The sequence below is a fragment of the Burkholderiales bacterium genome, assembly GCA_036262035.1.
Taxonomy (GTDB): Bacteria; Pseudomonadota; Gammaproteobacteria; order Burkholderiales; family SG8-41; genus JAQGMV01.
Map to the genome: position 1 here is coordinate 384,714 of DATAJS010000013.1, position 11,256 is coordinate 395,969.

Sequence of the window (11,256 nt, forward strand, 5' to 3'; positions counted from 1 at the left end):
ATCGGGGCGCGGCCGGAAGAACGCGCGGGGGCTGCCATCGGGCATATGTCCGGAACGACGGCTTGTTAAGGCGGCCGTCCATCCCGTATCGTCGAATTGCAGGAAAGACTCGATGCAAAGGGGGCAATCGTGGCGTACCAGACCAAGGATCTTTACTCGACCCGCCATGCGGCGATGATCGAGATTCTGAAGGACAAGGGCTTCGCGAGCTCCGATGACTGGAAGTCGGTCATCGAGGACGCACGGCGCATCGTCATCTCGGAAGGCTTCGACGTCGACCGCTACCGGGCATGCGAAGCGATCCGCAAGCGCGTCGATGCCGCGGAGAAGAAGAGCCGAACCAAACCGGCAGCGACCCTGTTGACCGCCGCCGGGGTGACCAGTCTGCCTTCGACCGGCTCGAAGGAGATCCCCGCCACCGTGGTCAAGCGCGTGGCCGTGCTCGATTCGCTGCGCCACCTGTGGCTCCTCAAGAAATCCGGGAGCCACAAGCTGTGGGTGCTGTCGCTGCCCGAGGGCTATCGGGACTGGCCCGAGGCGGACCTGGCCGGCAAGGATTACGCCGGTATCAGCAACCGGCTCGACGACAAGACGGCGCACTTCAGCACGGAAGATCGCAAGCACCTGTCGGAAGCGACCCAGCACGGGCTCAAGTGGGTGCACAAGGCGATGGAGGTCGCGGCCAGCCCGAAGAAAACGAAGAACATGACCATCATCAAGCGCTGGTTCGCCGATTCGACGTCCACCGACGAAGACATGCTGAAGGCCGCGGCCGCGCTGAATGCGGGTCTCAAGAAGATCGCCGGGCGTATCCGGTCGACGTTCATGCTCATCGTGGACATGCCGCTGGACCGCGGGAACAAGGACAGGGCAAGGGTCAATGCATTCGTCTTCAGCAACGAGAAGATCGACGCGATCTACGTCGAGCCCGCGTTCTTCAGCGATCGCGACATGTTCAAGGGCCTGAAGAACTGGACACGCATCGTCGTGCACGAGCTCACCCATCGCGAGGTCAAGACGCAGGACCACCGCTATCGCCATCACACCGCCGGCCTGAAGCCGGACTCCGGCGACGCCAACTTCAATGCCGCGAAAGCGCTGGACAACGCCGACAGCTGGGCCATGTTCTGCATGGACTGCGCCGGAGAGATGACCGAGTCCGACTACGCGAAGGTCAAGGTCGCATAGCCGGCCGCGCAGACAACAGGAGCTCCCGATGGATATCGAAAGTTCGGAGGACCGCTTACCGCCGCCGGAGGTCCCTCCCGTAGAGCGCGACGGGGTGCGCTATGCACAAGCCGAGGACGGCCGCGACGTCGGCCTCAACCAGGTCGGCGGCGTGCTGGTCGCATCCTCGATCGAGACGGGCAAGCGGCTGTGGACGCTCGCGGTCTACGGCAATCCCATTGATCCCGAGCAGGAAGAAGATGCGCAGTGGCTCTTCTTCGAGTCGATGGCGTTCGATCGAGACGGCCGCCTGCGCATCGTCAACGAGGACGGTGAGGCTTACCTGGTCGACGTGAAGAAACGCAGCTCCACGCCGGCCAGGTGAGCCGATTGCGCGGAGACAGCGCGCGCGCGGCCTGCGTGCTCGCCGCGATCGTCCTGCTGGCTTCCTGCGGCGACAAAAGCGCCGGCCCCGGCACACCGGCCGCGCCGGAACAGGCGCGCGCGGTCGAGGCCCCTGCAGCGAAGCCGCCGCAGGCCGCCGTCGTCAGCCCGAGCGCGGATCGTCTGCCTCCGCCGGCGATACCGCCGCTGGAGCGCAAGGGCGTGCGATACACGCAGGCCGCGAGCGGGCGCGACGTCGGCCTCGACCAGGTGGGCGGGGTGCTGGTCGCATCGGCAGCCGACACCGGCAAGCGCCTGTGGGTGCTCGCCGTCTATCCCAACCCGATCGACCCGAAACAGGAAGCCGACGCGCAGTGGATTTTTTTCGAGTCCATGACCTTCGATCCGGACGGACGGCTGCGGATCGTCAATGAAGCCGGCAAGGCCTATCTCGTGGACGTGGACACGCGCAAGGTGTCAGCCGCGCCCTGAAGGCGGCAGGCGCCGCACCCGACGGCTACACGCTGATGATCGCGTCGAGATGTGACGCCGATCAGCCTCGTCGGTGTTTCCGGTGGAAAACCGTGGCCCGGCGCGCCGGCGTGCGGCTCGATTGCCTCGCAGCTACGTCTGATAGTTCACCGCGTAGTAGCAGACCGAGCCGGTCTTCGAGGTGTCCTTCCACTGATGCGGCGTCTTCGCCGGGATGGCGATGATGTCGCCCTTCGTAAGGTGGTGCATCGTTCCGCCCTCGATCCCCGAGCCGCGCGTCTGTCCCGGCGAGATCACCTTCGGCTCGATCATCGTCCCGCCGGTAATGAAATCGGCCTCGCCGTCGACGATGATGAAGACATGGTTGGTCATGTCGTGCATCTCGGCGCCGCGCTGCCGGCCGCGGTTGGCGATCACCGTCAGCGCGCCGTCCTCGATCACACGCCCGCCTTCCACGAAAGCGGCTTCGCACTTTTCGTGGTTGACGTAGTGCACGCGATCCGGGAAGCCTGGAACGAGTGGCATGGCGATCTCCTGACGTGTCGGTGGGATGGCTCGAGTGTAACGCGGCGACCGACCGGCCTCCCGGCTACAGCTCGCGGACCTGCACCTTGCGCCACTTGATCGCGCCGCCCGGCTGTTTGCCGTGCGCGCCGCCCTGGAGCGCGAAGGGACCGCTCAGGAACTTGGCGTCCCTGATGGTCGCGGTCTGGCGGCCGTTCAGCTCGACCGTGATGACCGGACCTTTCGCCGTGATCACGTACGTATTCCACCGGCCGGCCGCTTTCGGATAGGGCTGATCGACCTTGGCGAAATTCGGAACCCCGCCGGTGCCGTAATCCAGCCCCGCGGCCCGCGCGTCGTAGATGTTCACTTCGTACGATTCGGTCGCCGTGATCTTGGGCGGGGTCGTGATGCGGATGAAGATGCCGCTGTTGGTGTTCGCTTCGGCCCAGAATTCGGCGCGAATGACGAAATCGCGGTACGACTGCTTCGTGAGCAGGTAACCCGTCTCGCGGATGTTGTCGGCGACGATCGCCCCACCCTCCGCGCGCCAGTTCGCACCGCCCACGCGTGTGAAGTTCTCGAGGCCCTTGTCGCCGTCGATGAGCGTGGTCCAGCCCGCTTCGGATTGCCCGCCCATCTGCGAGCAGGCGGATGCGGCGAACGCGAACGCCGCTGCGACGAGTACGGTCCGTCGTTTCATGGTCATCTCCTCCCTTGGGATGAAACCGGTTACTCCGCTTTCGCCGCCTGGCGCGCGAGCAGCTTCCACTGGCCGCCGCGCTCGCGCCAGACCGTGAGCACCGCGAGATTCATCTTGTTGCCGTCGCCTTTGCGCGTGCCGGTGAACTTGTGGCGCACGAGCGCGATGTCCTCGACCACGTTGACGGTCTGGTCGGAGAGCGCGATCGCCGAGAAACCCGTCTTCGCCCCGATCAGCGTCGCGACGAACTCGGCCTTGTCCTCGACCCGGCCGCTCGAGTGGCTGTAGAGCAATTGATCCTCGGCGAGCTTTTCGAGGCTCGCCTTGTCGCTTTCCGCCATCGCTTTGCGCATCGCTTCCACCGCCGCCGATACGGCGCTCTCCTTTCCGGTGCTGGTGCTTGCCATGGTCATCTCCTTGGTTGAAGGCCGGTCACTTTCCGAGCTCCGCGAGCTTCGCTTTCTTGGCTTCCAGCCGCTCCTTCTGTTTGGCGAGATCGACGACGAAGCGGATGTGCGTCGACTTTCCTATCACGTCGAGCGCGTCGCGCACCTCGGCCTCGAAGGTGACTTTGCGCCTGTCGACTTCCGTGACGGTGATGTTGACGTCCACCCACGTATCCAGCAGCGCCGGACCCAGATGGTCGATCTCGACGCGCATGCCGACGGAGTTCTGTTCGTCCGTCAGATACTTTGCGAGGAAATCCTTGCAGGTCCTTTCGACGTCGCCCACCATCGAGGGCGTCGAGTAGACGCGCATCGCCTCGCCCATGAAGCCGATCGTGCGATCCCTGTCCACGACGATCCGCTGCGTGTGCGTCAATCCAGTGCGAAAATCCGCTTTCATCTGCTGCCTTCCTCTTTTGTTGCCGGCCCCTGCATCGTAGCACCGGCCGCGGCGCCGGCGATCCAGCCGTCCTGCAGCGCCATGATCGCCGCCGCCGGGGCGTGCCTCGACACGATGCCGGAGCGTTGCAGAAGCTCGTCGAACCCGACGGGCTGCACGCCGTAGTCCGACATCACCCGCTCCTACTCCCGCTGCGTGCCGGGCCGATAACCCACGGCCTTGAGTCGATACGCTTCTCCCAGCGGGCGGCCATTCGGGACGGTCAGCCACAGTCTCAGGAGCGAGCGCTTCGACGACGGCGAATCCTTGAAAGGCGTTCGGGCGTGCAGGACGGTGTAGTTGTTGATCATCAGGATCTCACCGGGCTCGAGCATGAAGCGTAGCTGGATGTCGTCGCGCCCGGCAAGCGCTTCGACCAGCTTGGTCGCCTCGTCGAATTCCGCCCGCATGTCGTGGCGCGAGCCGTGGGCGCGTTCGTAGAACCCGCGGTTGAAGAGGCAGCTGAGGTGACCTTCGACATAGCTGAAGACCGGAATCCTGAGATCCTCGTGAGGTTTGGCCCTGAGCGTCGCCTCCTGGCTGGTCATGTAGTAGCCGTCATAGAGCACATCGAGCAGCTCCGGCCGGCTGGCGAGGATGGCGTTGTGGATGGCCGCGGAGCTCGCCAGCAGGCTGTAGCCGCCTTCAGCGGCCTTCTGGACGCACATGAGCCCCGCGATGGTCACGTTGTTGTCGGTGTGGGGTCTCAGCTCGCCGGAACCCTTGTAGCCGCGGCCGGTGGGATTGTCCGGACCGATCTCGGTCTGCGTCACTCTTCCGAGGCGGTCTCCGCCATAACTCTGGCTGACCGGCACGCCGAGATGCAGGCCGAAGCCCCAGTAGATGCGCTCGAATTGCTCGTCGCTGTAGCGCTCCCGCGTGAGGCCCGAAACGATCACCGAACCTCGGCCCTTCAGCACGATGTCGCGGACCTCGGCCATCAGCGGCTCGATCGCGGGATGGGCGAACTGCTCGCGCGTCACCTCGAGCGGCTCGATGTCCGCCGTCGCGGCCAGGATCGCGTCGAACGCATCGAGGTGCGGTTGCTCGAGACGATAGACGAGACCCTGCTTGCCGCCGAGGGATCGTCCGGTCCAGGCGCTGGGGTGATCGATGTGTTCACGATGAACGTAAGTCATTGTGTCTTCCAGAATCAAATTACGTGCATCGCGCGCAACTTCTCCAGCTCGTCGCTCGCAATGCCGAGACGTCCGCCGAGCACCTCCGCGTTGTGCTCCCCGAGACGCGGCGCTGCGCGCGCGGCGTTCATCGGATTCTCTCCATCCAGCAGGAATCCCGGTCCCGGGTACTTCAGCGCGCCCGCCTCGGGATGCTCGAGCTCGACGAAGAAGTTGCGCTCCTTGAGATGAGGCGAATCGACGACCTGCTGCGGGCTTTGCACGAGCCCGATGACGAGCCCGCGCGCCATGGTCTCGCGCATGAGGTCGAGGTTGCTCCATTCTTTGAGCTTCGGCGCCACGAGATCGCGAAGCTCTTCCCAATGCTCGTTGCGCGACGCACGCGTGGCGAACTTCGGATCGAGCAGTCGCGGCTCGCCCAGGAACTCCGACCAGACCTGCATCGGCTTTCCGCCAGTCCCGGCGGTGGTGAGCGTCACTTCGCCGTCCTTCGTGGGCAGGTGCATCCCGTCCATCACGAAGTTGTCCATGCCGCCGCGGCGGATGCTCCGTCCGAGATACGAGTGGTTCTGGATGAGCATCGAAGGCGTCGCGATTGCGGCTTCCATCACCGAGACGTCGATGTGCGTGCCTGCGCCCGTCCGGTCGCGATTCAACAGCGCCGCCATGATCGCGATGACGCCGTTGCGGCCGGCGGTGAGCTCCATCTGCTGCAGCGCCGTACCCATCGGCGGCTTGTCCGGGGGACCCGTGACCGCATAGAGGAAGCCGCCCGTCGCCTGCGCGATCAGGTCGTTGCCCCGGTAGTGCGCGTACGGTCCGGTCTGCCCGAACCAGGTGATCGAGACCAGGATCGCTTGCGGATTCGCGGCTGAAAGCGTGGCGTAGCCGAGCTCGAGCTCGTCGAGACGACCGGGCTCGAAGCTTTCGATGATGACGTCGGCGTCAGCGGCGAGCTTACGCAGGAGCGCTCGGCCTTCGGCCTTATCGAGATCGAGCGTGATGCCGCGCTTGTTCGTGTTGAGCGCGAGGAAGGTCGTGCTCTTGCCGGGGTGCGGCTCGCCGTCGATGAACGGCGGCTCGAAGCGCGCTGCGTCCCCGCGGCCGGGGGGCTCGACCTTGATCGTGTCGGCGCCCTGGTCTGCGAGCAGCTTCGCGCAGAATGCGCCGGAGAGATCAAACGCGAGCTCGAGGACTTTGATGTCGGAGAGGATGCCGCCGCTCATGGCGCTTTCTCCTCGGGCCGCGGCCGATTCGAGATGACGCCGTCTGCGGCGAGCGCGCTGATCTCTTCAGCGGACAGGCCCGCGACCTCGCGCAGCACCTTCTCGTTGTGCTCGCCCAGGTCGGCGGTATGGCGGATCGCCATGGACAGGCCGGGGATGCGAAACGGTCGTCCGGCATACGTCCGGGGACCGCCTGCGCGCTGAAGGGTCTGGATGAACTCGCGGTGCGAAAGATGCGGATCCTCGACGAGATCGGCCGCGGTCATGACGGCGCCGGCGTGCACGCCTTGCGCCTGCAGCGATCGCATCAACTCCCGCGCGTCCTGTGCAGCGGTCCACGCGCCGATCTTTGCGTCGAGCTCGTGCCGGTGCTCCCAGCGGCCCTGCACCGTGTCGTAGCGCGGATCCTGCGCCCAGGCCGGCGCGCCCATCGCCTTCGTAAGCCGAGCCCACTCCGCATCGTCGGACACCGTGATCGCGATGTGACGATCGTCACCGGCGCATGGATAGAGGTTGTGCGGCGCTTTCCACAGGTGAGAGGTGCCCAGCCGCGGCCGCGTGATGCCGCGCTGAGCTTCGAGCATCGCCGGCCCGATGCACGATACGCCCGTCTCCAGCATCGACAGATCGATGCGCATGCCCTGGCCCGTCCGGTTGCGGCGATAGAGCGCGAGCAGCAGCGCGTAGGCGACGTTGTTGCCCGTCGAGTGATCCATGTAGTTGTTGCTCGCGCGTTTCGACGGCCCGCCTTCGAAGCCGGTGAGGTACGACATGCCGCACACCGAATCGACCGTGCGCGCGCGGGACCCGGCGCTGCGCCACGGCCCGGTATGGCCGTAGGCGGTGCTGGAGAGCGTGATGATGCGCGGATTGATCGCCGCGAGGCTCTCGTGGTCGAACCCGTAGCGCTTCATGGTGCCGGGCCTGAAGTTGTCCGTGACGATGTCGCAGTGCTTCACGAGCGAAAGGAACACGTCTTTCCCCGCGGGCGTCGCGACCTGCAGGCAGAGACTCTGCTTGTTGCGCGTCCCGAAGTACGCGAGGTTCGCGCCCTCGTTCCACCATTCCGGGCCCGGCTTGCCGTCGGGGAACGGTCCGGCCTTCCGGTCCTGGAGGTGCTCGACGCTTTCGATGCGGATCACCTGCGCGCCGAGGTCCGCCAGGAAAGCGGTGCCCCACGGCAATGCGTGCACCTGCTCCAGCGTGAGCACGCGTATGCCTTGGAGCAGTGGCGATGCGGCGCTCATCGCGGCGCCCAGAGATGATCGATGGACGTGTCGGGGTAGAAATAGACGAAGCCGTTGCGCTCGGCGTAGTGCTTGTCCATGTTCGTGTCGCCGATGTGGAAATACCGTTCGGCGCTGAATTGCGCTTTCACCTGGTCGAGCCGGTGCTTCAACACCGTGAAAGAGACGGGCACGCCGTACGCTTCCCACATGCGCTGCTGCCAGCTCACCGTGCGGTCCGAGCAGCTGCCGATGATGTAACCGAGGGCGAGGGCCTCCCGCACGCGCGCGATGGTGATGATGCCCGGCGGCTCGCCGACTTCGAGGGTGCCGTCGATGTCGAAGCTGATGAGGTTCGGCACGTTCGTCAGCCCGGATGCTTCCCGAACATCATCCACCCGCCGCTAGGCGGCGTGGTGAACGCCGCGAGCGCCGTCTCGGCGCGCACCGTCACCTGCCGCGCGCCGGCCGTCCCGCGGAGCTGCTCGATGCTGTCGGTGTACATCGCGCTGCGCACGCGCCCCGTGCCGAGATTGCCGCCGCTCGAGCTGAACGGATGCGGGCCCTTGACGCTGATGTCGCCGGCGTAGAACCCGAACGCGTCGCCGCGCTTGACGCCGTGCCACTGGAACGCTTCCAGGTAGAACTGCGTCATGATCGAGTAGCCGTCGTAGGGGTTGAAGATGTCGACGTCCTTCGGCCCCAGCCCCGCGCCTTCGTACATCCGCTTCGCCGCGCGGTCGGTCCACATCTCGATCTCGTCCAGATCTTCCTGGGTGCTGCGCTTCTTGAAGCTGTGCTGCGAGTGATTGAGCACGTAGACCGGCTTCTGCTTCATGTCTTTCGCGCGATCCGCGGTGGTGAAGAGATACGCGGTCGCGGCCTGGACCGGGCGGTCGCAATCCCAGATCCGCAGCGGATTCAGGATGAAGCGCGAGCTCTCGTAGTCCTCGACCGTGATGGGCTCGACGCCGTGCGTCGCATTGAAGCCCCACGGCGTGAGCATGCCGTTTTTCTGCTGGTTGATGACGAACGGCGCGAGATCGTCGTGCCGGCCGCCGTATTTGAGGCAGTACTGGTTGTGCGGAAAGATGTTGATGAAGTCGTTCCCGCCGTGATTACCCCACGGCACCGTCCACTGCCGCGCGCCGCGTGCGTAATCGTCGGCGTTCTCGCCGCCGCGGCGATAGCGTCCCTCGAGATTGCCGCACGGATAGATCATCAGGCACGTGGTGCACATCCCGTCGCCGACGGCCTGCGCCGCCATGCCGATCATCTCGCCGATCGTCGGCACGCCCGTGGGCGCGAACTTCACGTTCTTGAAGCCCATGTTCCTGACGAGCCACTCGGCGTTGACGAGCGTGAGGCCCCACTCGGAATCGTACGGCGGATCGAAGTACGGCCGCGGCGCCCATTTGGAGGCCGAGCCGCCGCTGGGGCCCGCGATATGGCTGTCGCAGCAGATCACGCCGTCGATTTGGTCGGCCGTGACGCCCGCCTCGTCCATCGCTTTCTGGCATGCCAGCATGCAGTAGGCGCCGAGCGTCTTGTCCATCGAGACGCCGTCCCAGCGGCGATCGACCGGCGAATGGCCGAGCCCGGCGACCGCGACTTTGCCGCGATGCTCCCATACGCCGAGACCGTCCTTGTCCCTGCGCCAGTTGTAGTTACTTTGCGCCATGCATCCCCCTCACACTACGCGCCATTCGTGTATCAGCTGACCCGGCGCGACTTCCTCGAACGTCACTTCCACGGCCGCTCCGACGGGCACCTCGTACGGCGGCGTTCCCGGAAGGTTGGAATAGAAGTTGATCGTCGGGTCCTGATCGAGCTTCACCATCGCGAGGTTGTAAGGCTGGTCGGGCATGCGGCGATTGAGCCGGCCGTCCTCGATGACGGCGAATGCGGCGATGTGGCCCTTGCCGGCGACCTCTTTCCAGCCGAGCTGTGCGGCGGACCCGCAGACCTGGCAGCTCGCCTGCGGCGGATACTGAAGCTTGTCGCAGGCCGCGCAGTGCTGGAGCAGCAAGCGTTTCTGGTTCACCGCGTCCCAGAACGGCTTGCTCACCTCGTCGGCGACCGGTATCAGTTTGGGCATTCGGTATCCGTCAGGCGGGTTCGCGTTCGTTCTTGTCGAAATCGAGCTCGACCTTCGCGCCGTTCGGATCGTCGAAGAACAGCTGCCACGTCCCGTACTCGGGCAGGCGGCGCAGATCGTAATCGATCGCGCGCGCTTTCAGATTCGCGATGGTGCCCGCGAGGTCGATCCCGGTGAACGCCATGTGGTCGATCACGCCTTTCACGAGCGCCTCCTTGGGCTTGTTCGCGATGACGTGCAGGATGGGGTCGTTGCCGCCGCGCGCATACAGCCAGGCGCCGGGAAACTTGAACGGCGGCCGCGCGCCGGGATGCAGGTCGAGCAGATCGGCGTAGAAGGTCAGGGTCTTGTCGAGATTGTCGGTGAGCACGGTGAAATGATTCATGGCTGCAGCGGGCATTGCGATCTCCTCCGGTTTCGTTCAGTTGGATGGGCATGCCGTCGGCGCCGCGACCGGCAATCTGATGCGCATTTGCGTCCCCCTAATCTTCACCGGCAAGCGCAGCGGGTGCCGCTCGTTCGCGGGGCGATGTGTCCGCAGAACCTCAGTGCGTTGCCCAGCCGGCGATGGTGGTGCGAAGCATTTTGCGGCGCAGCGGCAGCTGGTAATCCTGCACCGCCTTGTGCATGCAAAGACAGTTGTCCCAGAACACCACGTCGCCGACTTTCCAAGTATGACGGTAGATGTACCTGGGCGACAGATAGTGATTTTTCAGCTCGTCCAGCAACGCGTTCGAGGATGGCTCGTCCCAGCCGACGACCGCGCAGGTCTGGTCTCCGCTGAGGTACAGGCACTTCCGCCCGGTCAACGGGTGCCTGCGCACCAGCGGATGCACCACGTCCGGAAATTCCCTCGCCTGCCGCTCGATGCGTTGCCGCAGCTCGGCGTCGTCGGTCCCTCTTTCCTTCGCGCGCTCCAACTTCTTTTTCGCGGCATGACTCGCGCTGTTGACGGCATACACCCCTTCGAGCTTTTCCTTCATGTCGGCCGGCAGGTCGTCGTACGCCGCAGCGCCGCTTGCAAACAACGTATCGCCGAGCGTCTCGCCGTCCCTGACTGGTACCTCGACCGCGTACAGGATGGACCCGCGCGGAGGCTCCCTGGTGAAAGACATGTCCGTATGCCAGTTGGCGCCGGCTTCCTTCATGCCGATCGGCTTGCCGTTTTCGATGATGTTGGACACGACGAAGATTTCGGGGAAGCCCGGGAGAAGATAGTTTCCCAGCGGATATTCGAGGAGCTTCCCGAACCTTGCGCTGAAGTCGACCAGCTCGCGCGGCGAGAGGTTCTGCCGGCGAACGACGATGACGCCGTATTCCCGGTAGGCGTGATCGAGCTCCTGAAACGCGCGCTCGTCGAGCGTCGTGAGGTCGATCCCGACGAGCTCATGACCCAGCGGCGCGGACGTCTTCCTGATCTCGAGAGTCATGG

Annotated in this window: 16 protein-coding genes; 3 read left to right on the plus strand and 13 right to left on the minus strand. The window is 65.0% G+C overall.

The window, feature by feature from the left end; translation table 11 throughout:
- Window positions 1-129: 129 nt before the first annotated feature.
- From VHP37_17265 to VHP37_17275, 3 genes are read left to right on the plus strand one after another with little or no spacing between them, the layout of a single operon-like run.
- Window positions 130-1,188, plus strand: a complete 1,059-nt coding sequence (locus tag VHP37_17265; protein ID HEX2828107.1) for a M35 family metallo-endopeptidase — start codon at window positions 130-132, stop codon at window positions 1,186-1,188.
- A gap of 28 nt (window positions 1,189-1,216) precedes the next feature.
- Window positions 1,217-1,552, plus strand: a complete 336-nt coding sequence (locus VHP37_17270; GenBank protein HEX2828108.1) for a hypothetical protein — start codon at window positions 1,217-1,219, stop codon at window positions 1,550-1,552.
- 35 nt (window positions 1,553-1,587) lie between these two features.
- Window positions 1,588-2,043 carry a hypothetical protein gene (locus VHP37_17275; protein HEX2828109.1) on the plus strand — a complete coding sequence of 152 codons (456 nt, stop codon included), beginning with the start codon at window positions 1,588-1,590 and terminating at the stop codon, window positions 2,041-2,043.
- Between the two features lie 132 nt (window positions 2,044-2,175).
- Here VHP37_17275 and VHP37_17280 read toward each other — a convergent pair whose 3' ends face one another.
- The 13 genes from VHP37_17280 to VHP37_17340 all read right to left on the minus strand — a co-directional run bounded on the left by VHP37_17280 (window position 2,176) and on the right by VHP37_17340 (window position 11,254).
- Window positions 2,176-2,568 carry a hypothetical protein gene (locus VHP37_17280; protein HEX2828110.1) on the minus strand — a complete coding sequence of 131 codons (393 nt, stop codon included), beginning with the start codon at window positions 2,566-2,568 and terminating at the stop codon, window positions 2,176-2,178.
- Between the two features lie 64 nt (window positions 2,569-2,632).
- A complete protein-coding gene (locus VHP37_17285) occupies window positions 2,633-3,250 on the minus strand; it encodes a DUF1080 domain-containing protein (protein HEX2828111.1) in 618 nt (205 codons plus the stop codon).
- A gap of 29 nt (window positions 3,251-3,279) precedes the next feature.
- A complete protein-coding gene (locus tag VHP37_17290; protein HEX2828112.1) occupies window positions 3,280-3,657 on the minus strand; it encodes a nuclear transport factor 2 family protein in 378 nt (125 codons plus the stop codon).
- Between the two features lie 25 nt (window positions 3,658-3,682).
- Window positions 3,683-4,096, minus strand: a complete 414-nt coding sequence (locus VHP37_17295) for a hotdog domain-containing protein (protein HEX2828113.1) — start codon at window positions 4,094-4,096, stop codon at window positions 3,683-3,685.
- Window positions 4,093-4,269: a hypothetical protein gene (locus tag VHP37_17300; protein ID HEX2828114.1), complete on the minus strand. Its 177-nt coding sequence runs from the start codon at window positions 4,267-4,269 to the stop codon at window positions 4,093-4,095. The genes VHP37_17295 and VHP37_17300 overlap by 4 nt, the downstream gene beginning before the upstream one ends.
- A gap of 9 nt (window positions 4,270-4,278) precedes the next feature.
- Complete coding sequence (locus VHP37_17305) at window positions 4,279-5,274, minus strand: TauD/TfdA family dioxygenase (GenBank protein HEX2828115.1); 996 nt, start codon at window positions 5,272-5,274, stop codon at window positions 4,279-4,281.
- 14 nt (window positions 5,275-5,288) lie between these two features.
- Entirely contained in the window at window positions 5,289-6,500 is a 1,212-nt protein-coding gene (locus VHP37_17310) for a CoA transferase (protein HEX2828116.1), read from the minus strand.
- Window positions 6,497-7,747, minus strand: a complete 1,251-nt coding sequence (locus VHP37_17315) for a CoA transferase (protein ID HEX2828117.1) — start codon at window positions 7,745-7,747, stop codon at window positions 6,497-6,499. Before VHP37_17315 ends, VHP37_17310 begins: the two co-directional genes overlap by 4 nt.
- Window positions 7,744-8,088, minus strand: a complete 345-nt coding sequence (locus VHP37_17320) for an HAD family hydrolase (GenBank protein ID HEX2828118.1) — start codon at window positions 8,086-8,088, stop codon at window positions 7,744-7,746. The genes VHP37_17315 and VHP37_17320 overlap by 4 nt, the downstream gene beginning before the upstream one ends.
- Window positions 8,089-8,093: 5 nt before the next feature.
- Entirely contained in the window at window positions 8,094-9,407 is a 1,314-nt protein-coding gene (locus VHP37_17325) for a thiolase family protein (protein ID HEX2828119.1), read from the minus strand.
- A gap of 9 nt (window positions 9,408-9,416) precedes the next feature.
- A complete protein-coding gene (locus VHP37_17330) occupies window positions 9,417-9,824 on the minus strand; it encodes a zinc ribbon domain-containing protein (protein HEX2828120.1) in 408 nt (135 codons plus the stop codon).
- Window positions 9,825-9,834: 10 nt separating this feature from the next.
- Window positions 9,835-10,224 (minus strand): VOC family protein, encoded by a 390-nt coding sequence (locus tag VHP37_17335; protein ID HEX2828121.1) that lies wholly within the window; start codon window positions 10,222-10,224, stop codon window positions 9,835-9,837.
- Window positions 10,225-10,369: 145 nt separating this feature from the next.
- Complete coding sequence (locus tag VHP37_17340; GenBank protein ID HEX2828122.1) at window positions 10,370-11,254, minus strand: TauD/TfdA family dioxygenase; 885 nt, start codon at window positions 11,252-11,254, stop codon at window positions 10,370-10,372.
- Window positions 11,255-11,256 lie beyond the last annotated feature (2 nt).